The organism is Streptomyces sp. NBC_00440, assembly GCF_036014215.1.
Classification (GTDB): domain Bacteria; phylum Actinomycetota; class Actinomycetes; order Streptomycetales; family Streptomycetaceae; genus Streptomyces.
In genome coordinates this window covers 432727-452872 of sequence record NZ_CP107921.1, presented here as the reverse complement: position 1 = coordinate 452872, position 20146 = coordinate 432727, and the positions used below count along the sequence as shown (strand labels likewise).

Annotated in this window: 20 protein-coding genes; 11 read left to right on the top strand and 9 right to left on the bottom strand. The window is 70.8% G+C overall.

Annotated features, from left to right (window positions below):
* Nucleotides 1-20: 20 nt before the first annotated feature.
* From OHB13_RS02015 to OHB13_RS02005, 3 genes are all read right to left on the bottom strand, one after another.
* Nucleotides 21-2282 (bottom strand): heavy metal translocating P-type ATPase, encoded by a 2262-nt coding sequence (locus tag OHB13_RS02015; RefSeq protein WP_328375113.1) that lies wholly within the window; start codon nt 2280-2282, stop codon nt 21-23.
* Nucleotides 2283-2393: 111 nt separating this feature from the next.
* Entirely contained in the window at nt 2394-2660 is a 267-nt protein-coding gene (locus OHB13_RS02010) for a heavy-metal-associated domain-containing protein (protein WP_328375111.1), read from the bottom strand.
* Nucleotides 2661-2815: 155 nt separating this feature from the next.
* The gene (locus OHB13_RS02005; protein ID WP_266859901.1) at nt 2816-3826 is read right to left on the bottom strand and encodes a cation diffusion facilitator family transporter; all 1011 of its coding nucleotides are present in this window, start codon (nt 3824-3826) and stop codon (nt 2816-2818) included.
* Between the two features lie 897 nt (nt 3827-4723).
* On the opposite strand from OHB13_RS02005, the gene OHB13_RS02000 reads away from it, so the two are divergent.
* Nucleotides 4724-5374, top strand: a complete 651-nt coding sequence (locus OHB13_RS02000) for a DUF305 domain-containing protein (protein WP_328375108.1) — start codon at nt 4724-4726, stop codon at nt 5372-5374.
* Between the two features lie 109 nt (nt 5375-5483).
* Here OHB13_RS02000 and OHB13_RS01995 read toward each other — a convergent pair whose 3' ends face one another.
* The gene (locus tag OHB13_RS01995; RefSeq protein WP_328375107.1) at nt 5484-5690 is read right to left on the bottom strand and encodes a hypothetical protein; all 207 of its coding nucleotides are present in this window, start codon (nt 5688-5690) and stop codon (nt 5484-5486) included.
* Between the two features lie 290 nt (nt 5691-5980).
* Here OHB13_RS01995 and OHB13_RS01990 point away from each other — a divergent pair, with 290 nt between their 5' ends.
* On the top strand, nt 5981-6793 hold the full coding sequence (locus OHB13_RS01990; protein ID WP_266859906.1) for a hypothetical protein: 813 nt from the start codon (nt 5981-5983) through the stop codon (nt 6791-6793).
* Between the two features lie 123 nt (nt 6794-6916).
* The gene (locus OHB13_RS01985; protein ID WP_328375105.1) at nt 6917-8218 is read left to right on the top strand and encodes a PP2C family protein-serine/threonine phosphatase; all 1302 of its coding nucleotides are present in this window, start codon (nt 6917-6919) and stop codon (nt 8216-8218) included.
* Nucleotides 8219-8236: 18 nt separating this feature from the next.
* Here the strand turns inward: OHB13_RS01985 and OHB13_RS01980 are convergent, their stop codons facing one another.
* Nucleotides 8237-8947: a DedA family protein gene (locus tag OHB13_RS01980; protein WP_328375103.1), complete on the bottom strand. Its 711-nt coding sequence runs from the start codon at nt 8945-8947 to the stop codon at nt 8237-8239.
* 353 nt (nt 8948-9300) lie between these two features.
* On the opposite strand from OHB13_RS01980, the gene OHB13_RS01975 reads away from it, so the two are divergent.
* Nucleotides 9301-9780, top strand: a complete 480-nt coding sequence (locus OHB13_RS01975) for a fluoride efflux transporter FluC (RefSeq protein ID WP_328380196.1) — start codon at nt 9301-9303, stop codon at nt 9778-9780.
* 97 nt (nt 9781-9877) lie between these two features.
* A complete protein-coding gene (gene crcB, locus OHB13_RS01970; protein ID WP_328375102.1) occupies nt 9878-10252 on the top strand; it encodes a fluoride efflux transporter CrcB in 375 nt (124 codons plus the stop codon).
* 50 nt (nt 10253-10302) lie between these two features.
* Here the strand turns inward: crcB and OHB13_RS01965 are convergent, their stop codons facing one another.
* From OHB13_RS01965 to OHB13_RS01955, 3 genes are all read right to left on the bottom strand, one after another.
* Complete coding sequence (locus tag OHB13_RS01965) at nt 10303-10950, bottom strand: phosphatase PAP2 family protein (protein WP_266859914.1); 648 nt, start codon at nt 10948-10950, stop codon at nt 10303-10305.
* A gap of 229 nt (nt 10951-11179) precedes the next feature.
* Nucleotides 11180-11908, bottom strand: a complete 729-nt coding sequence (pepE, locus tag OHB13_RS01960) for a dipeptidase PepE (RefSeq protein ID WP_266859916.1) — start codon at nt 11906-11908, stop codon at nt 11180-11182.
* Nucleotides 11909-11981: 73 nt separating this feature from the next.
* Nucleotides 11982-12794 (bottom strand): IclR family transcriptional regulator, encoded by an 813-nt coding sequence (locus OHB13_RS01955; RefSeq protein WP_266859917.1) that lies wholly within the window; start codon nt 12792-12794, stop codon nt 11982-11984.
* A 128-nt stretch (nt 12795-12922) separates the two neighbouring features.
* On the opposite strand from OHB13_RS01955, the gene OHB13_RS01950 reads away from it, so the two are divergent.
* From OHB13_RS01950 to OHB13_RS01940, 3 genes are read left to right on the top strand one after another with little or no spacing between them, the layout of a single operon-like run.
* Nucleotides 12923-13876 carry a DUF1177 domain-containing protein gene (locus OHB13_RS01950; protein ID WP_266859919.1) on the top strand — a complete coding sequence of 318 codons (954 nt, stop codon included), beginning with the start codon at nt 12923-12925 and terminating at the stop codon, nt 13874-13876.
* Complete coding sequence (locus OHB13_RS01945) at nt 13877-15253, top strand: cytosine permease (protein WP_266859921.1); 1377 nt, start codon at nt 13877-13879, stop codon at nt 15251-15253.
* Entirely contained in the window at nt 15250-16587 is a 1338-nt protein-coding gene (locus tag OHB13_RS01940) for a M20/M25/M40 family metallo-hydrolase (RefSeq protein ID WP_328375098.1), read from the top strand. Before OHB13_RS01945 ends, OHB13_RS01940 begins: the two co-directional genes overlap by 4 nt.
* Before the next feature lie 185 nt (nt 16588-16772).
* Here OHB13_RS01940 and OHB13_RS01935 read toward each other — a convergent pair whose 3' ends face one another.
* Nucleotides 16773-17261, bottom strand: a complete 489-nt coding sequence (locus OHB13_RS01935) for a MarR family winged helix-turn-helix transcriptional regulator (RefSeq protein WP_266859925.1) — start codon at nt 17259-17261, stop codon at nt 16773-16775.
* Nucleotides 17262-17487: 226 nt separating this feature from the next.
* On the opposite strand from OHB13_RS01935, the gene OHB13_RS01930 reads away from it, so the two are divergent.
* The 3 genes from OHB13_RS01930 to htpX all read left to right on the top strand — a co-directional run bounded on the left by OHB13_RS01930 (nt 17488) and on the right by htpX (nt 20046).
* On the top strand, nt 17488-17679 hold the full coding sequence (locus tag OHB13_RS01930) for a ferredoxin (RefSeq protein WP_266859927.1): 192 nt from the start codon (nt 17488-17490) through the stop codon (nt 17677-17679).
* Between the two features lie 52 nt (nt 17680-17731).
* On the top strand, nt 17732-18946 hold the full coding sequence (locus OHB13_RS01925; RefSeq protein ID WP_266859928.1) for a cytochrome P450: 1215 nt from the start codon (nt 17732-17734) through the stop codon (nt 18944-18946).
* A gap of 194 nt (nt 18947-19140) precedes the next feature.
* Nucleotides 19141-20046, top strand: coding sequence for a zinc metalloprotease HtpX (htpX, locus tag OHB13_RS01920; RefSeq protein ID WP_266859929.1), 906 nt, complete (start codon nt 19141-19143; stop codon nt 20044-20046).
* The last annotated feature ends 100 nt before the right edge of the window (nt 20047-20146 follow it).

Below are 20146 nucleotides of genomic sequence, written 5' to 3'. Positions count from 1 at the left end.
AGGCCGCCGTGCGGCCGGGGTTACCTGAAGGAGCGCAGCCGGAGGCTGTTGGTGACCACGAAGACGGAGGAGAAGGCCATCGCGGCCCCGGCGATCATCGGGTTCAGCAGCCCGGCGGCGGCCAGCGGCAGCGCCGCCACGTTGTAACCGAAGGCCCAGAACAGGTTTCCCCTGATGGTGCCGAGGGTCCTGCGGGAGAGCCGGATCGCGTCCGCCGCGACGCGCAGGTCGCCGCGTACCAGCGTCAGGTCCCCGGCCTCGATGGCTGCGTCCGTACCGGTGCCCATCGCCAGGCCCAGATCCGCCGTGGCCAGGGCGGCCGCGTCGTTCACACCGTCGCCGACCATCGCGACCGAACGGCCTTCGCCCTGCAGGCGCTTGATGACGTCCACCTTGTCCTGTGGCAGTACCTCGGCGATGATCTCGTCGATGCCCACGGCCCGGCCCACCGACTCGGCCACCGCCTTGTTGTCGCCGGTCAGCAGTACGGGGGTGAGGCCGAGCGCGCGCAGCAGGCCGACCGCTTCGGCGCTGGTCTCCTTGATGGCGTCGGCGACGGTGAGGACGCCCCGGGCCTCGCCGTTCCAGGCCACGACGACCGCTGTACGGCCCTCCGCCTCCGCCGCGGCCTTCGCGTGCCCCAGTTCGGGCGGCAGTTCGATGGCCCACTCGGCCAGCAGTTCCTCCCGGCCGACGAGCACCGCGTGACCCTCGACGACGCCCTGTACGCCGAGACCGGCGACGTTCTCGAACGTCTCGGCTACGGGGAGAGGCCCGGCCACTCCTTCGGCGCCCGCCGCGACGGCCTGGGCGATCGGGTGCTCGGACGCGTGCTCCAGGGCGCCGGCCAGCCGCAGCAGTTCCTTCTCCGCCACACCCGGCGCGGTGAAGACGTCCTGGAGGGCCATCCGGCCGGTCGTGACGGTGCCGGTCTTGTCGAGCACGACGGTGTCGACCCGGCGGGTGGACTCCAGTACCTCGGGGCCCTTGATCAGGATGCCCAGCTGTGCGCCGCGCCCCGTACCGACCATCAGCGCGGTCGGTGTGGCCAGGCCCAGGGCGCACGGGCAGGCGATGATCAGCACGGCGACGGCTGCGGTGAACGCGGCTGTCGCGTCCCCGGTCGTCAGCAGCCAGGTCAGCAGTGTGCCCAGTGCGATGACCAGGACGACGGGCACGAAGACGCCGGAGATCCGGTCGGCGAGGCGCTGCACCTCTGCCTTGCCGTTCTGTGCCTCCTCGACCAGCCGCGCCATCCGGGCCAGCTGGGTGTCCGCACCGACCCGGGTGGTCCGGACGACCAGCCGTCCCGAGACGTTCACGGTGGCCCCGGTGACGGCGTCGCCCGCCTTCACATCGACCGGTACCGACTCGCCGGTCAGTGTCGACGCGTCGACGGCCGACGCACCTTCGGTCACGGTGCCGTCGGCGGCGATCTTCTCCCCGGGGCGTACGACGAAGCGGTCGCCGACCACGAGCCCGGAGACGGGGATACGGGACTCGCGGCCGTCCCGGAGCACGGTCACGTCCTTGGCGCCCAGTTCGAGCAGCGCGCGCAGCGCGGCGCCGGCCTTCCGCTTGGACCTCGCCTCCAGATAGCGGCCCGCGAGAATGAAGGTGGTCACCCCGGCAGCGGCCTCCAGATAGATGGAGGACGAGCCGTCCGCGCGCGACACGGTGAACTCGAACCCGTGCCGCATACCCGTCATCCCGGCTGTGCCGAAGAACAAGGCCCACAGCGACCAGCCGAGCGCGGCGAGAGTGCCGATGGACACGAGGGTGTCCATGGTGGCGGCGCCGTGCCGGGCGTTGGTCCAGGCGGCCCGGTGGAACGGCAGCGCGCCCCAGACCACGACGGGCGCGGCAAGCGTGAGGGAGAGCCACTGCCAGTTGTCGAACTGCAGGACCGGCACCATCGCCATCAGGACGACGGGTACGGAGAGAGTCAGGGAGACGAGCAGCCGCTGCTTGAGCGAGACCGGTTCACCGTCGGCGGCCGGGGGCCCGGATTCCGCGCCGCGGTCCGCGGTGGCCGGCGGCGCGGGCCGCACGGCGGTGTAGCCGGTTCTCTCGACGGTGGCGATGAGGTCCGCGACGTCCGTTGCCCCGCCGTACGAGACCTTCGCCTTCTCCGTTGCGAAGTTGACCGTGGCGGTGACCCCGTCCAGCCGGTTGAGCTTCTTCTCGACGCGTGCCGCACACGACGCACAGGTCATTCCGCCGATGGAGAGCTCGACCTCGGTGGCCGGGGCCACCGCTTCCTCGTAAGCCGTACTGGTCATTGCGTGTCTCCTGGGGGAGGCCGGTACGTACGGCTTCCGTATGAGCGGGGCGGTGCGTACCGGCGTGGGATCCGCGGCCCGGGGCGGAGCGGCCCCGGGCGGGAGGGAACGTCAGAGACGGCCGGCGAGCTCGTAGCCCGCCTCGTCGACCGCTGCGCGGACGGCTCCGTCATCCAGTGCCGCGGAGGAGATGACCGTGACCTGGCCGGTGGAGGCGACCGCCTTGACCGAGGTGACACCGTCGATCGCCGAGATCTCCTCGGACACCGCTCCTTCGCAGTGGCCGCAGGTCATGCCCGACACCTGGTACGTGGTGGTGACGGGGCTGCCCATGACGTCGGCTGCGGCGCCGGAGCGGGAGTCTGCCTGGGAGGTCATCGCATCGTCCTTATGATCGCTGTGTGTGGAGCAGTCGGGCGGAACAGGGTTTTCCTGTCTTCCCGACAGTGGGAACACCATACCCAAGGGGGGTATTCCCTCGCTTGTCGGCCCATCCTGCTGAGCGTTGCGCCCCCGGCGTTGCCTCCGGGGGATCAGTGGTCGTGCGGACCCGCGTGGTGTGTGGGGCCGTGAGCGTCCTCGCAGTGCGCGCCGGCGGGCGGAGGGGCGGAGCCGATGGTGAGGCCCTGCCCGGCTGCGGCCGTGTGGGCGTGGTCGACCTGGAGGGTGGTGTGGGTGATCGCCCACTGGTCCGCGAGGAGGCGTTCGAGGTCCCTGCGCACGGCGTGGCAGTCGCCGGCGGGGATGACCAGCACATGCGCGGACAGGGCGGTCTGCTCGGAGCTGATCTGCCAGACATGCAGATCGTGGACCTCCACGACGCCTTCCTGGGCCGCGAGTTGGTCGCCGAGCGCATCGGGGTCGGTGCCCGCGGGTGCGGCTTCGAGGAAGATACGGCCCGAGGCCCGGGCGAGGCCGATACCGGCGCGGAGCATGAGCACAACCACGACCAGGGTGGCGATCGCGTCGGCCCTGGCGAACCCGGTGGTCAGCACGACCGCACCGGCGACGGCGGTGGCGATGAAGCCGTACAGGTCGGTGAGGATGTGCTGGTAGGCGCCCTCGACATTGAGACTGGTGCGGTTGGCCCTGGAGATGCACCAGGCGGCCAGGAGGTTGATGGCGACCCCGACGAGCGCGGTGACCAGGACCGGTCCGCCGCTGACCGGGGGAGGGTCGATCAGGCGTCGCACGGCTTCGTAGGCCAGCCACGCGGCGAGTACGAGCAGGGTGATGCCGTTGGCCTGGGCGGAGAGGATCTCGGCGCGTTTGAGGCCGAAGGTGTAGCCGCCCCTGGCGGGACGCGCGGCCAGCCGCATCGCGACCAGCGCCAGGACGATGGATGCGGCGTCGGTGAGCATGTGGGCCGCGTCGGAGAGCAGGGCCAGTGAGTGCGATGCCAGCCCGACGACGACTTCCCCGGCCATGAAGGCGAGGATCAGGGTGAGGGCCGCGCCCAGCCAGCGGCGGTCCGCGTCCTGGGCCACGCCGTGGCTGTGCCCATGGTCACCCGAGCTCGGATGGTCGTGATCGTGGCTGCTCACGGTGCTGCCCCCTGTGCGGTCGGAGACGGGCAGTGAACCTCAGTACGGGCCATTGGTGCAAAGGCTGCATCGATGTCGGTTACCAGTGTCGTTACCGGCCGCGCCGGCACGCGGTCCGAGGGGCCCGGAAGGACGGCCGCCGCATCGCTCGCCGGGCACCCGGTGGCGGGACCCGGCCGGGTGCGGGATACCAGGCCGGGGTATCGTCGGGCCGGGCGGCAGCCGGAATGCCGGAAGACGCACGGGCACAGGGCACAGGACGGGGACGCGGGTGAGCAGCGGAGCGGCACGCGGACGGGCCACGGCCCGACTGGCCGCGGTGTGCGCGGTGCTGTTCGGCCTGTTCCTCATGCATGGCGCTCCAGCCTCCGCGGCCGGCGGTTGTCACGGCTCCCTCCCCTCCCTCTCCATGAACGCTGCGATGTCCGGCGGTACGGACACCGCGATGCCCGGCGGGATGAACGCTTCGATGCCCCGCGGGGCGGACGCCGTGACGATGCCCCACGCCCACGGTGATTCCGTGCCGGCGTCCGCAGCCGGCCACCCGGTCACCGCTCATCCCGGGCCCGCGTTCCGGGCCGGGACCGTGCCGGGAGCGCACGGGGCGGTCTGTGTGTCGACCCCGGCACGTGATCGCACCCTGTTCGGGCCGGCCGGCCTCGGTGGTCTCGCCGTCCTCGCGCTCCTGGCCTTCCGGCCGTCGCGTGGCCGGCCGCTGCCCCCGGGCCGGACCGGGCGAAGAGGGTCGCCGAGAAGCGGGCGAAGTCTGCTGCTGCAGGTGTGTGTCGCGCGGGCGTGACAGGACCGCGCCGGACCCGGCCGAAACGGCCAGGACGTCCGGCACGGGTTCCCGCTCACCCGCGCGCCATGGGGCGCGCCCATCCGGAAAGACCTGACATGTCTGTTCTCCCGTACCCCTCCGTGCACCGTCGCGCCGTCGTGGCCACCGGTGTCGTCGCCGTTCTCGCTCTCGGGCTCGCGGCCTGCGGCTCCGGCGACAAGCACACGTCCGCGCCCGCAACGCACCACGGAAGCAGCCACTCCGCCTCCGCCTCCGCGTCGGGGGACTTCGACCAAGCGGACGTGACGTTCGCGCAGATGATGATCCCGCACCACCAGCAGGCCGTGTCCATGGCGAAACTGGCCGACGGCCGGGCCTCCGACCAGGAGATCAAGACCCTGGCCGCGGACATCGAGAAGGCTCAGGGCCCAGAGATCAGCACGATGCAGGGCTGGCTGGCGTCATGGGGCAAGTCCGCTTCCCCGTCCATGGACCACAGCATGCCGGGCATGAGCCACGGCAGCGGCGCGTCCATGCCCGGCATGATGTCCGGCAAGGACATGACCGGACTCAAGGCCGCCAAGGGCAAGGACTTCGACAAGAGGTTCACCGAGATGATGATCGGGCACCACAAGGGCGCGATCACCATGGCCGAGGACGAGCAGAAGAACGGCCGCAACCCCGCGGCCAAGAAGCTCGCCGTTGCCGTGGTGAAGAACCAGCAGGCTGAGGTCGACAAGATGCACAAGATCCTCGACCGGCTCTGAGCTGCGCCGCTGAGTGATCGGTACGCCGTAGTCAGTCCCTCGTAACCCTGTTCCGGGCTCTCCTTGAGGAGGGCCCGGAACAGCGCCGGCGGGCAGCTGTGCGCTCCCGTCAGGTACCGGCTGCCGTCCGGCCGGACAGGAGCCGTGTCTCCGCCCGGTGCGGGCGCAGGTCCCTGAGGACGGACTCGACTTCGACGAGGAGGGCTTCGTAGGAGACCAGGCGCTGCCACTCGGGGTCGGGCACACCCGGCACCGTGGCGCCGCGTGCCGTCCACTGGGCGGCCAGCTCGGAGTACAGCGGAGTCCGTGCCTCCAATCGCCCGAATGCGTGCGCCCTCGAATGCCTGCCCGGTGGCGGGGGAGGGACTTGGGGCGCCATCAGCTGCGGCGGGGGTACCCGCTGGGCCTGTGCGGGGGGCGGAATGAAGACCCCTGAGCCTCTGGCCGTGGTGGTAGCGGGCGCGCGTGCGTTCATGACGGGGGTAACGACCGCCGCCCGCCGGGGTAACTCCGAACGCGACAGAACGATAAACTGTGATTTCACCTTTTGCGGTGCAATTCATTGTGAAGTCGCTTCAAAACGGGCAATGCGGCGTTGGTGCGGGCATGGATCCCAGGGAGCTGTGGGAGCGTCATGCCGTCCTGGCACAGGCGTTCTGCGCGAATGACGAAGAGGTGCGCCGTGCGCAGGGCGCGCTGGACGAAGGGCACGCGGTGCGTACGCGGACGCTTGCCGCGTTCGCGGTGACGCTGGGGAGCGACGGGACCGTCGCGGGGCTGCTGGGGCTCCCCGAGCGTGAAGTGCGCCTCGCCCGGCGCACTGTGGGCAAGGACGACGCCCGGGCGGTGGCACAGGCGCTTCTGGCGGAGCACACGGCCGAGCAGCTCCCCGAGCCGTCTCCGATGGACTGCGCGGACAGCGTTCAGCTGCAGCCGGAACCGGACGTCGCTCAGCCATTCCACACGACCATCCCGGGGCCGCGCCCCGCGCAGGTCCCCGGAGCCGCTCCCGTTCCCGAGGAGCCGCTCCATGAGCCCGTCGCGTCGCCAGCCGTGGACGCCGTGCTGGTCGGTGCCTGGAGTACCGGGGTCGATCTCTCCGTACTGGCGAACGAGCTCGGTCTCGATCTGGCCCACCTGGTCGCCAGGGCGCGCTTTCTGGAGACCCAGGGCCGTCTCGCGTACGCCCCGCAGCCTCCCGCCGACCGCTCCGGGCGCCACCGCCGCTCCGGTGCCGAGGCGGCTGCCGCCGCACCGTCCCAGCAGTGGTACCACCCCGCCCAGCACCAGCCGGTCCACCAGCAGAACCCCTGGGACCCGCAGCCCCCGCTCGCCGATTTCACCACCGGTCAGATGCACGACTGGGACGGCATCCTCAACCAGTGGGACGCGAACTCCAACCCGACGATCAGCTGGTGACGGCGCGCACCGGGGGTGTCGGACGCCGTCCGCGTACCGCGGCGGGTGACCGGGTACGGGCAGCCGGAGGCGGTCCGGTGCCGTCCAGGTGGTGGTGCGGTGCGTCTCGTGCAGACTTGCGGTGTGGCCACAGACGACGCGGAGGACCGGCTCGCGGCGGTCAGACAGGATCTGGAGCGGGCGACCGCCCGCCTGCGGCTGCTCGCTGATGCCAGTACCGCCCTGTCGAGTGTTCTCGACGCGGACGAGGCGCTCAACCGGCTGGCACGGCTGATCGTCCCTCAGGTGGCCGACGCGTGTGTGGTGGATCTGGTCGAGGACGGCGGGGTGCGGCGGCTGGCCGCCGTGCACCGCGACCCGGCACGGGAGCTGCCACCGGCGCCGGAGAGCCTGCCCTGGTCCGACGAGTTCTCCGCACCGCTGGCCCGGGTGCTGCGCGGAGCCGGACCGGTGACGGTGACGGACTTCGGAGCGCACGCGGCGGCCGGCTCCCTCCAGTCCGCGCAGCTGGAGCTCTACCGTGCCCTCGAAGCCAGGACGGTGCTGATCATGCCGCTCCAGGTGCGCCGGGAGGTGTTCGGCGCCCTCAGCCTCGTCCGTACCGGCTCCACCGAGCCGTTCGGGGAGGAGGAGATCTCCCTCGTGGCCGACCTGGGGCACCGGGCCGGGCTCGCCGTCGAGAACGCCCGGCTGTACGCGATCCAGCTGCGTACGGCTGAGCAGTTGCAGCTCTCGCTTCTGCCCGATCTGTCGGGAATCGAGCACCTGGAACTCGCGGCCCGGTATGTGCCGGCCCGGGAGGGGGCTGAAGTCGGTGGTGACTGGTTCGACGCCTTCAGGCTCTGCGACGGCTCGACCATGCTGGCCATCGGTGACGTCGTCGGACACGATCTCACCGCCGCCGTGGGAATGGGGCAGCTGCGCAACATGCTGCGGTCACTCGCGTACGACAGCGGAGACTCGCCCGCAGGGGTGATGCGCCGTCTGGACAATGTCATGCAGGGGCTGAGCAACACCGAACTGGTCACGGGCGCCATCGCACGCGTCTACACGCCCCCGACCGGGCCGTGGTTCGTGCACTGGACCAACGCCGGGCACCCGCCCCCCGTGCTGACCAGCCCCACGGGCAGCAGCAGACTGCTGGAGGAGGGGCTGGCCCCGGTCCTCGGAGTGGATCCCGCCATCGAGCGGGAGGACGCGCTGGCCGTACTGGAACCGGGCTCCACCCTGCTGCTGTACACGGACGGGCTCATCGAACGCCCCGGCGAGGACATCGACCGGGGATTCACCAGGCTGCGGCAGCACACGGCGAGCCTGGCCGGCGAGCCGCTCCAGACCTTCTGCGACGAACTGCTGGTACGGCTCACGGACGGCCACTTCGACGACATCGCGGTACTGGCGCTGCGCGTTCCCCCGGCGCCGTAGGACGCCGGCCCCGGGTGCTCAGTCGTCGTGGCGCGCGGTGCCGTCGCTGTCGGCGCCGCCGTCCTCCGGCTCCCCGGACGTGCCACCGCCGACGTGCTCGTCGCCGGCGGCGGCATCGCCGTTCTCGCTGTCCCTGCGGCGCCGCCGGACGTGCCTGACCACCAGCACGACGACGACCAGCGCCACGAACACCAGGGCGGCGCCCCGGCCGACGAAGTGCTCGATGCTGCTGTACGCGTTGCCCGCGGCGTAACCGATCAAGGTGAAGCCGACACCCCAGACGAGGCCGCCCAGCGCGTTGAAGAGGAGGAAGGTGCGGTAGGGCATGCCCGATGCACCGGCGAGCGCCGGCATGACAGCCCGGAAGAACGCCACGAACCGGCCCAGGAAGACGGCCACCGGCCCCCTGCGGCGGATCAGGTCCCGGGCGGACTCGATGCTGTTCCGGTGGCGGCGCAGCGACCGCGCCGCCAGCAGCCGCGGCCCGAATCTGCGGCCGATCTCATATCCGACGGAGTCTCCGGCGACGGCCGCTGCCACCACGATGAGGGCGAGCCAGTAGATGGACACCTGGTGCCGTGCGGCGAGTACGCCTCCGATCACGGCAGCGCTCTCGCCGGGGATGACGAAGCCGAAGAACAGCGCGTCCTCGCAGAAAACCAGACCGGCGACGACGGCGTAGACAGCGGCGCCCGACAGCCCGGACAGCCAGTCGGTGATCGTGCCCACCGGGTCTCCTCCCTGCCGTCGCGCTCGTGGTGCGGTGCTCATGGTCCCGGATCCGACGCGTGCTCACGGCCTCGGAACGATCGAGGGTCGTGGTGTCCGAGGCTTGCAGCCGACACGGTGTTCCGCACCACGGGGGCCGCCACCACGGGCCGCCGGCGCCTGGAGCGGGCCAGGGGCCGCACGGTATGATCCGGAGGAGCGAGGGGCCGGTGGCCTCACGCGCGGCGGTGGGGCCCGCCGTACCCGAACTGCGGCGATCGTGCCGCCAACGGTCCCTACTTGCGATGGTGCGCGCCCCGGTGCGCGCGGTGACCGCCGAGTAGGAGAACCACGTGGCAGAGGCCCCCGTCCCGATGAAGGACGACCCCGTCAGTTCCGGCCCCGACGCGGGCCTCCCCGTCCCCGTGCAGCGTGGACCGGCCGCTGGGCAGCCGATCGCGCAGTGGCCTGTCGTGACGGCGGTGTCACTCGGCGGCATCGCCGGGGCGTCCTCACGGTACGGCGCCGGGCTCCTGTGGCCCACGGCCGGCGGGGCCTTTCCCTGGACGACGTTGGTGGTCAACACCGCGGGCTGCGCGGTCATCGGGGTGTTCATGGTACTCATCGCCGAGGCCCGGTCGGTCCACCGGCTCGTACGCCCCTTCTTCGGCACCGGGGTCCTGGGCGGCTTCACCACCTTCTCCACGTACACCGTGGACATCCAGGGGCTCGTCAACGGCGGACACGCCCGCACCGCGCTCGCGTATCTGGCGCTCACGCTGCTCTCGGCGCTGGCGGCCGTCTGGGCCACGGCGTCCCTGACCCGCCGCTTCGTCGCAGGGAGGCGCTCATGACCGGGCCCGTGACCGCGGACATCCGTGCGGACGCCGGCACCCAGGGGAGCGCGGGCGCCGGTGCGAGCGCCTGCCGAACCAGCTGCGAGGAGGAACGTTGAACTGGCTGCTCGTGATCGTGGGGGCGGCCGTCGGCGCCCCGCTGCGCTATCTCGCCGACCGCAGGGTCCAGGCGTCGCACGACACCGTCTTCCCCTGGGGGACCTTCGCCGTCAACGTCTCCGCCTGCCTGGTCCTGGGCCTTGTCACCGGCGCGGTTGCCGCCGGGGCCGCGTCGTCCCAGGTGCAGCTGCTGATCGGGACGGGGCTCTGCGGGGCGTTGTCGACGTACTCGACGTTCTCGTACGAGACGCTGCGCCTGGCGCAGGACGGGGCCCGCTTCTTCGCCGCGGTGAACGTCACGGCGAGCGTGGTGGCGGGGCTGGGCGCGGCGTTCGCGGGCGCCTCACTGGCCCAGGCGTTCTGGGGCTGAGGGCGCCGCACGCGGACGGTCGCCGGGCGGTGTGCCAGTGGGCCGGTGTGTCAGCCGGCCGCGTGGGCGCCGGCCGGTCCCGCCGTCAGGACGGGAGCCAGGACTCCGGTACGCAGCCGCTCGACCAGCGGGGTGGCCAGGCGGCGCAGGGCCAGGCTGGTCAGGAATGCGATGGGCAGGGCGAGGAGGGCCGAGCCGAGGACGTCGTGGGGGTAGTGCGCGCCGACGTAGACGCGGGTGAAGCCCTCGAAGAGCGCGAAAAGGGCGGCGATGGCGCACAGCTTCCGGTTCAGCAGGTAGAGGGCGGCGACGGTCGCCGCTGCCGTCGTGGTGTGACCGCTGGGGAAAGCGAAGTCGGACGGGGCCGGGCAGGTCTCGACGATGAACGCGTGCGGCATCGAGCGGCAGGGCCGCACCTCCGACACGAGCTTCTTGACCACCTCGGCCGCGGCGAAGGCGACCACGACGCTCACCGGCACGGCCAGGGCGAGAGCCATCGACGCGCTGTCGCGGCGCCGGGCCTGCCACCACCCGACGATCATGAGGATCGCGAACACGCCCAGACCGATGTTGGTCCACGATTCCAGCGGCGCGTTCAGCCACCGGGTGTCACGTGCGAAGTCCGTGACGGTGGTGAACAGCGAACCGTCGATGTGAGAGCCGTTGAAGGCCAGCGGCATCGGGGAGACAGCAGTCATCAGGCGGGAACTCTCAGCTCGGTCGGGGCTGCCCGCTCCGCGGGAGACGTGCGGCATCCACGGTCTGACATGTATCTACAGGACTGTAGACGGTGCCCTGGGGGGAGCCAAATCATGGGCAGCGGGTGACTTCCGGCTGAACGGCGGGTGGTACCGGGGGCGGCGGGGCGCGGTCTGCGGCCGGGCGGCCGGTGCCGAGCCCCGCCGCCGCTTCAGCGTGTGGTGTCTCTCACGCCGCCGGTGAGTCGAACCGCGGCTCGGTGCCGAGCAGCCCGGAGACATCGCTGTCCACCGGCAGCTCCCGGGCGGGCGCACCCCGGGTGAACAGGACACCGGGGCGTTCCCCGGCGAGCGTGGCCACCGCTCCGTCCACCCGCAGCCAGCTGCCCTCGCGCAGCCCCAGCACGGGCACGTCGTTCTCCTCCAGGAACTCCGTCAGACGCTCGGCGCGCGTCTCGCCCTTGTGCGTGCTGCCCGGGTCCGGGTCGAGGTAGTGCGGGTTGATCTGGAAGGGCACAAGGCCGAGCGCGTCGAAGGACGGCGGCTGCACGATGGGCATGTCGTTGGAGGTACGGAGCGTGGGCGCGGCCATGTTGGTGCCCGCGCTGGCACCCATATAGGGGAGCCCGCCGCGCACGGCGTCGCGTACCGCCTCGCGCAGACCCGTACGGTACAGGGCGCTCAGCAGGCGGAAGGAGTTCCCGCCGCCGATGAACACGGCGTCCGCTGCGGCCAGTTCGGCCAGCGGGTCGCTGTTCTCGTGGACACCGCGCACGGAGATCCCGGCCGGTTCCAGCGCGCCGCGCACCCGTGCCGTGTACGTGTCGTGGTCGGCCAGGGCATAGGGGACGAAGGCGAGCCTGGCGCCCTGCGGCAGGAAGCCGGTGACGGTGTCCAGGGCGTGTTCCAGGTAACCGCGTCCGTACTGGGTGGAGTTGGACAGCAGCAGGAGATTCACGGTGGCGCTCTTTCAGTGAAGGGGCAGTGTTCCGGGGGAGGTTCGGTTCTCTCCGGAGGGAGGGGGGAGGGGGTCAGGCGCGTGGGCGCCGGGTGCGCTGGGGCGGGTGGGTGAGCCGCTTCTCCAGGAGCTGGGCGGCCTTTCTGAGACTGTCGAGGCGGGGCTCGGGGCCGTCGGCGAAGCGCTGCTCGGCGCCGCCCAGGCTGAGACTGCCGTACGGCTCCCGGCCGAGGAACACCGGGACGGCGAGCGTGGCGATCCCGTTGTCGTATTCGCCGACCGTCCAGGCGTATCCCTGGGCACGGATGCGCCGGAACTCCTCCTCCAGGAGGTCGGCGTCGGTGACGGTGCGGTCGGTGAAGCGGGCCATCGGGCGGGCGCGGAAGAGCCGGTGGCGCTGGTCGTCCGGCAGGAACGCGTAGTACGACTTGCTGGTGGCGCCCGCGTGCGCCGGATACAGCTCGCCGACCAGCGGGTAGTACCGCAACGGTCCCGCTTCGCCCTCCTCGGCCGCCACACAGCGCATATGGAAGCTGTCCGGCAGGCAGAAGAGCACGGTGTCACCGGTGGTGTGGCACAGCTCTTCCAGCACCGGCCCCGCCAGCAGTTCGAGGGAGCCCGAGCGCTCCCACTGCCGGCTCAGCCGCAGCACGGCGGGGCCGATGCGGTAGCGCCTGGTCGCCGGGTCGGAGACCAGGAAGCCGCGGCCGGCCAGCGTCGACAGCAGGCGCTGGGCGACGGAGGTGTCCCAGCCGAATTCGGCCGCCACCTCGGTCACCCCCCAGTCGGGCCGGGTCCGCTCGAAGGCCAGCAGGACGAGCAGCGCCCGGTCGACGGTCTGCAGCGCGCCCGCGGGCTTGCGACGGTCCAGGTCGATCTCGGCCATCGTCATCTCACCATCCAGACCCGAATTGCAAATAGAGGGAAACAGTTGCGCTCAACGCTATCGGATCCCGAATCTGCTGTCAGCACCCCCGGAACTCAGCGGGTGCGACGCAGCGAGAAAGGCCCCTCATGTTGAAGTACGTCCTGGACATCGTGGATCTGCTGGACGATCCCGCGGCCGACGGAAAGCGCGTCGTCGAGTACCTCGACGCGGTAGCGGGTCCCGAGGGGTCGGGCGCCGGGATCACCACGGTGGCCGGTGAGCGCGGCTCCACCGACTTCGTACAGATCCGCATCCCGGGCAGCCACGGCCGGTCCTCGGGCGGTACGGCCCGCACCCTCGGTGTGGTCGGCCGGCTCGGGGGAGTGGGCGCCCGGCCGGAGGTGACGGGACTCGTCTCGGACGCCGACGGAGCCGCCGCCGCGCTGGCCACGGCCGCCAAGCTGCTCGATATGCGCCGCCGCGGCGATGTCCTGCCCGGTGACGTGATCGTCGCCACCCACATCTGCCCGGACGCGCCCACCGAACCGCACGACCCGGTGCCGTTCATGGGCTCGCCGGTGGACATCGCCACCATGAACCGCCACGAGGTCACGGACGAGATGGAGGCGGTGCTCTCCATCGACACCACCAAGGGCAACCGCATCATCAACCACAAGGGCCTCGCCCTGTCGCCCACCGTCAAGGAGGGCTGGGTGCTGCGGGTGAGCGAGCAGCTCGGTGAGCTGCTCGCCGTCGTGACGGGTGAGCCGTTGGTCACATACCCCGTGACGACACAGGACATCACTCCGTACGGTAATGGGGCACACCACATCAATTCGATTCTGCAGCCCGCCACGGCGACCGCCGCTCCGGTCGTCGGCCTCGCCATCACGTCGGCTGCCGCGGTGCCCGGTTGCCAGACGGGCGCGAGCCACGAGACGGACATCGCTTCCGCCGCCCGCTTCGCCGTCGAGACCGCCAAGGTCTACGCCGCCGGGCAACTCGACTTCCACGACACGGTGGAGTTCGACAACCTCGTCAACCGCTATGGGTCGCTGTCGCACCTGCAGACCCTCGGCCGCCAGCCCAGGGAGTCATGAATGGCAACTTCACCACCCGCTGACGAAGCCACCACGGGCATCGGCAGCGACGACTACGCACTGTCCCGCGTCCCGCGCGACAAGCGCTTCGGCTTCGGCAGCATGCTGCTCCAGTGGCTGGCCCAGTCGGGGTCCATCTCCCAGTTCACGCTCGGCGCCACCATCGGTGTCGGCATGACGTTCGGCCAGGCGTTCCTCGCCTTCACGCTCGGCGCGGTGACCCTGGAGATCGTGATCTTCGCCATCGGCCTGGCCGGAATGCGCGAAGGTCTCGCGACCCCGCTGCTCACCCGCTGGGTCGGCTTCGGCCGCAACGGTTCGGCGCTGGTCAGCTTCGTCATCGCGGTCAGCCTGGTGGGCTGGTTCGGCGTACAGAACACGATCTTCGGGGACAGCGTCTCCTCGCTGGTCGGCGGCCCCTCCTGGATGTGGTGCGTGCTGGCCGGGCTGGCCGTCACGCTGCTGGTCATCTTCGGCTTCAAGTACATGGCCGTCTTCGCCAAGATCGTCACGCCGCTGTTCTTCGCGCTGGTCGCCTGGTCGGTCATCTCGACCCTGACCAAGCACTCCTTCATGGACCTGGTCCACTCGCCGGCGCCGGCCCAGCACATATCGCTGGCGGTGGCCGCCACCGCCATCGCGGGCGGCTTCATGACGGGTGCGATCGTCGCGCCGGAGATGACCCGCTTCAACAAGAAGGGCTCGCACGTCTTTCTGCAGAGCGCTTCGTCGATGATCCTCTCCGAGTACATCGTCGGGATGACGGGCGTACTGCTCGGCCACCTCGTCAAGAGCAACCAGGTCTCGCAGATCGTGCTGAGCACCTCGGGCGCGGTCGGCGTGGTCGTGGTGCTGATGTCCACCGCCAAGGTCAACGACTGGAACCTGTACGGCTCCTCGCTCGGCGTCGTCAACTTCTTCCAGGTCGTCTTCGGCAAGCGTCTGCACCGCGGCGCGGTCACCATCGTGCTGGGGCTCGCGGGCACCCTGCTGTCGGCGGTCGGCATCATGACCCACTTCACGGACTTCCTGTCCCTGCTGGGCGTCGCCATCCCGCCGATCGGCGGGATCATCGTGGCCGAGTACTGGATCGTCCGGAGGATGCGCAAGCCACTGGACGAGACCCGCGAGGCGCAGACCCTGCCGGCCACCTCGCCCACCTGGGTCCCGATGTCCCTGGTCATCTGGATCGCGGCGTTCTGCGTCGGCAAGTTCTACGACGGCGGCATCCCCGCGCTGAACTCCCTGATCACCGCATTCGTGCTGTACGCGGCGCTCGGCCTGCTGGGCTGGATCAAGCCGTACGGCACATCGGCGGTGGAGGCCTCCCCGGACCTCCCCGTCGCCGACAACAACACCCCCGTGGGAGCGGCATGAACACCCCTGACCCCGACACGAACGCGTCCGGACTGGTCCCCGCCTCCGAAGAGGCACAGCGCGAAGTGGTCGACCTCTGTGCCGAACTGATCCGCTTCGACACCTCCAACCCCATCAGCAATGAACGCGCCTGCGCCGACTGGGTCGTGGCCAGGCTGGCCGAGGCCGGTATCGAGTCCGAGCTGATCGAGAGCGCGCCAGGACGGGCCAGCGTCATCGCCCGTATCGAGGGCGCGGACCGTGAGCGCGGTGCGCTGATGGTCCACGGCCACCTCGACGTCGTACCGGCGGACGCCTCCGAGTGGCAGGTGCCGCCGTTCTCCGGAGAGATCCGCGACGGCTACCTCTGGGGCCGCGGCGCCATCGACATGAAGGACACGGTGGCCGTCATGCTGGCCACCGCCCGCCACTTCGCCCGGACCGGCACCCGACCCTCCAGGGACCTGGTCCTGGCCTTCCTCGCGGACGAGGAGGCGGGCGGCAGGTTCGGCGGCCACTGGCTCGTCGAGAACCGGCCCGAGCTGTTCGACGGGGTCACCGAGGCGATCGGCGAAGGCGGCGGATTCTCCTTCGCCATCGACGACACCCGCAGGCTCTACCCGATCGAGAACGCCCAGCGCGGGATGGCCTGGATGGAGCTGACCGCCACCGGCCGGGCCGGTCACGGCTCGTCGCCCAACGACGAGAACGCCGTCACCGATCTCGCCGAGTCGCTCACCCGCATCGGGCGCCAGACCTTCCCCATCCGCCTCATCGAGCCGGTGCGGGCCCTGCTCGCCGAGGCCGCCCGGCTGTACGGGGTCGAGTTCGACGAGGACGACATCGAGGGCAGTCTCGCCCGGCTCGGCCCGGTCTCGGACTTCATGCAGGTGGTGCTCCGCAACTCCGCGAACCCCACCATGTTCCAGGCCGGCTACCAGACGAACGTCATCCCCGGCCGGGCCACGGCCCGGGTCGACGGCCGCTTCCTGCCCGGCCACGAGCAGGAGCTGATCGACACCATCGACTCCCTGCTGCTGCCCTCGGTCAGCCGGGAGTGGGTCAACCACGACCTCGCGATGGAGACCACGTTCGACGGCCCGCTGGTGGACGCGATGTGCGACGCGGTGCGCGCCGAGGACCCGGACGGCCACCCGGTGCCGTACTGCAATCCGGGCGGTACGGACGCCAAGGCCTTCACCCACCTGGGCATCCGGTGCTTCGGCTTCAAGGGGCTCAAGCTCCCGCACGACCTGAATTACGGGCGGCTCTTCCACGGAGTGGACGAGCGGGTGCCGCTCGAAGGACTGCGGTTCGGTGTACGGGTGATGACCCGGCTCTGGCAGAGCGCCTGACCGCCCTGCCACGGGACCCCCACCGGTCCGTATACGCGTACGCCCTCGACGTCACGGACGCCGGGGGCGTACTGCGTGCACCCGGGGCGAGGGGGCGAGGGGGCGCGGTGCGGGGGGAGTGGGCGAGACCCCGTAATCGCGCCATTCGTCCGCGCCGCCCGGGGCCGCGCGGCTCCCGGCTGTGCTCAGGGATTCTGCGCAGGAGCCTCTGCTCCGGGGTTGCGGTACGCCTCGACGACACGGCTGATCACCGCGGCCGCCGTGATCAGCTCGTGCGGGGCGAAACCCTCCAGGGCGTCGTCGAGCCAGCGCCGGCCGGCCTCCTCGGCGCGTTCCACGACCTCACGGCCCTCCTCGGTGACGGCGATACGGCGGGCCCGGTGGTCGCCCGGTTCCCGGACCGTGCGCACCAGGCCGCGCTCCTCCAGGCTGCGGATCTCCCGGGTGACATGGGGCGCCTGCACCAGCAGGGCCTGCGCGATCTCGCCCATCCGCAGCGGGGACGGCGCCGCTGTGAGGGTACGCAGCAGGGCGAGGGAGGCGCGGTCGACCGCGACTTCCGCCTGGACGCGGAGCCGCATGTGCGCACGGTTCCCGGCCATGGTGTAGGCGAGGTCGGCGAGTGATCTGTAGAGGTCTTGGGCGGCGGAGCCGCCGGGTTCGGGATGGGCCACGCCACGATGATCCCGTACGCCGCATGTTCCGGCTCCCCACTCGCACGGACTGACCGGGACCGATGGTGCGTCCGGGCTGTCCCGGTGGCCGGTCCGGGAAGTGGCCAGAAAGATGCCCCATGCATGGACCGGGGGTTCCCCGGGAGGTGAACGGAGTACTACCGTCCGCGATGGGAAGTTACTTTTGTTAAGTAACGCGCCCATCCCCTAGTGCTGGAGGAACGACGTGCAGATCACCGTGGACACCGACAAGTGCTGTGCTGCGGGCCAGTGCGTACTCGCCGCCCCCGACGTGTTCGACCAGCGGGACGAGGACGGGATCGTCGTCGTACTGAACAGCAGCCCGCCCGCCGAACAGCACGCCGCAGTGCGGGAGGCCGCGCAGATCTGCCCGGCCGCCGCCATCACCCTGTCCTGACCGGACGGCCCGGCTCCCGGAACACCTCACACCCCACTGTGGAAGGACGACGATGACCGAGGTCCCCACCGCATCACCCGCGTACACCACCCGCCGCGCCGCCGGATGCCCCTTCGACCCGCCGCCGGAGATGGCCGGGCTGCTCAGCTCGGAGCCGATCTCCAAGGTCACACTCTGGAACGGCGCCACGGCCTGGTACGTCACCCGGCACGCCGACCAGGTGGCGCTGCTGCGCGACGAGCGCATCAGCGCCGACAACAGGCGGCCCGCCTACCCGAGCTTCAGCGCGGGCAGCGAGGCGACCCGCGCCCACAACCGCACGTTCATCACGATGGACGAACCGGAACACAACGAGCAGCGCAAGCGGTTCACCGGTGACTTCACCATCAAACGGACCCAGGCGCTGCGGGAGCGCATAGAACGCATCATCGGCGAACTGCTGGACGACATGGAGAAGACCGGGCCGCCCGCCGACCTGGTCACGTCCTTCGCGCTGCCGCTGCCCTCACTGGTCATCTGCGAGCTGCTCGGCGTCCCGTACGAGGACCACGGGTTCTTCCAGCGGGCGAGCGCCGTCATCGTCGACACCCGCAGCAGCGCGCAGGACGCCCTGGACGCTTCGCAGGAACTGGTCGACTACCTGGGCGACCTGGTGCAGAAGAAGGCGGAGCACCCCGGCGACGACCTGCTCAGCCGGCTCGCCGCGGACTATCTGGTCACCGGGATCAGCACCCGTGACGAATGCGCCAAACAGGCGCGGCTGCTGCTGGTGGCCGGGCACGAGACCACGGCCAACATGATCGCCCTCGGTACCTGCGCGCTGCTCCAGAACCCCGAACAGCTGGCCGCCGTGCGCGACGGCAGCCCCCAGCGGGTCGCGGGCGCGGTCGAGGAACTGCTGCGGTATCTGTCCATCACCCACCTGGGGCGGCGCCGCGTCGCCACCGAGGACATCGAGGTCGGCGGGCAGCTCATCAGGGCCGGTGAAGCGGTCATCTGCGCCACCGATGTCGCCAACCGCGACCCGGAGGTCTTCGAGGAGCCCGGCCGGCTCGACATCGACCGGCAGGCCCGCAGGCACCTCGCGTTCGGCTCGGGCCCCCACCAGTGCCTCGGCCAGAACCTCGCCCGCGTCGAGCTCCAGCTCGCCTACCCCGCTCTGCTGCGCCGTCTGCCCGGCCTGCGGCTCGACCGCCCGCTCGACGAGATCAACTTCCGTACCGACATGGCCGTCTACGGCGTCCACGAACTGCCCGTCGCCTGGTGACACCGCCGGTGCCGCGGACCGTCCCGACACCTGGGGTGGTCCGCGGCACCGGCGTGCCCCGGCGTTCGTCCGGCGCCGCTGCCGGGGGCCGGGTATCCGGCAGAACGGAGAATTACCAGAACCCGCCGCATACCCTGTCTTTACGCGGAAGGAGGACAATTGACGAAGGGGGAGAACCTCTACAGGAGACAAAGATGACCCGAAGCCGCTACACCCTCGACCGCGGTCTCACCACGCGCATGGTGACCACCATGTTCCTGATCGGACTGCTGTACGTCGTCCTGGTCGGCGTGCTGCTCGTCCTGCTGCACGGTGCCTGGGTGGTCATTGTGGCGGTCGCGGGTGCGCTCTTCATCGCTCAGTTCTGGTTCAGCGACAAGATCGCCGCTGTCACCATGGGGGCGCACGAGGTCACCCCCGAAGAGGCCCCCGAACTGCACGGCGCCATCGACCGGATCTGCGCGCTGGCCGACATGGACAAACCACGGGTGGCCATCGCCCGGAGCGATATCCCGAACGCCTTCGCCACCGGCCGCAGCGAGCGCACCGCACTGGTCTGCGCCACGACCGGTCTGCTGCGCCGGCTGGAACCCGAGGAGCTTGAGGGCGTTCTCGCGCACGAGATGTCCCACGTCGCCCACCGCGACGCCGCGGTGATGACGATCGCCTCGTTCCTCGGCGTGCTGGCCGGACTGATCACCCGGGTCGCCCTGTGGAGCGGCCTGGCCCGCAGTGCCAGGAACGCGGGACCGCTCGGCCTCGCGATCGTGCTCGTCCCGCTGGTCAGCGCCGTGGTGTACGTGATCAGCTTCATGCTGACCCGGCTGCTCTCCCGCTACCGGGAGCTCTCCGCCGACCGGGCCGCCGCCCTGCTCACCGGCCGCCCGTCGGCTCTCGCATCGGCGCTCACCAAGGTGAACGGCCAGATGGCGCGGATCCCGACCGAGGACCTGCGGAAGGCGGAGCCGTACAACGCCTTCTACTTCATGCCCGCGTTCTCCTCGCAGGAGAGCCTGAGCCGCCTGTTCTCCTCCCACCCGACGCTCGAACAGCGGCTGGACCAGCTCGCCCGTATCTCCACCGAACTCGCCCGCCCGTGACACCGCGGCCCGCGGCTCGTCGTACGGGGCCCGGCGCATCCGTCCGTGACCGAAGAGCGCTGGGCGTCCGGCGTCCGGCCGTGTTGACCCCGTAGGAGTA

Coding starts and splice junctions, on each gene's coding strand:
- OHB13_RS02010 (WP_328375111.1), bottom strand. CDS start 2,660: ATGACCTCCCAGGCAGACTCCCGCTCCGGCGCCGCAGCCGACGTCATG.
- OHB13_RS01945 (WP_266859921.1), top strand. CDS start 13,877: ATGGCAACTTCACCACCCGCTGACGAAGCCACCACGGGCATCGGCAGC.
- OHB13_RS02000 (WP_328375108.1), top strand. CDS start 4,724: ATGTCTGTTCTCCCGTACCCCTCCGTGCACCGTCGCGCCGTCGTGGCC.
- OHB13_RS01990 (WP_266859906.1), top strand. CDS start 5,981: ATGGATCCCAGGGAGCTGTGGGAGCGTCATGCCGTCCTGGCACAGGCG.
- OHB13_RS01940 (WP_328375098.1), top strand. CDS start 15,250: ATGAACACCCCTGACCCCGACACGAACGCGTCCGGACTGGTCCCCGCC.
- OHB13_RS02015 (WP_328375113.1), bottom strand. CDS start 2,282: ATGACCAGTACGGCTTACGAGGAAGCGGTGGCCCCGGCCACCGAGGTC.
- OHB13_RS01965 (WP_266859914.1), bottom strand. CDS start 10,950: ATGACTGCTGTCTCCCCGATGCCGCTGGCCTTCAACGGCTCTCACATC.
- OHB13_RS01925 (WP_266859928.1), top strand. CDS start 17,732: ATGACCGAGGTCCCCACCGCATCACCCGCGTACACCACCCGCCGCGCC.
- OHB13_RS01975 (WP_328380196.1), top strand. CDS start 9,301: ATGAAGGACGACCCCGTCAGTTCCGGCCCCGACGCGGGCCTCCCCGTC.
- htpX (WP_266859929.1), top strand. CDS start 19,141: ATGACCCGAAGCCGCTACACCCTCGACCGCGGTCTCACCACGCGCATG.
- OHB13_RS01955 (WP_266859917.1), bottom strand. CDS start 12,794: ATGGCCGAGATCGACCTGGACCGTCGCAAGCCCGCGGGCGCGCTGCAG.
- OHB13_RS01950 (WP_266859919.1), top strand. CDS start 12,923: ATGTTGAAGTACGTCCTGGACATCGTGGATCTGCTGGACGATCCCGCG.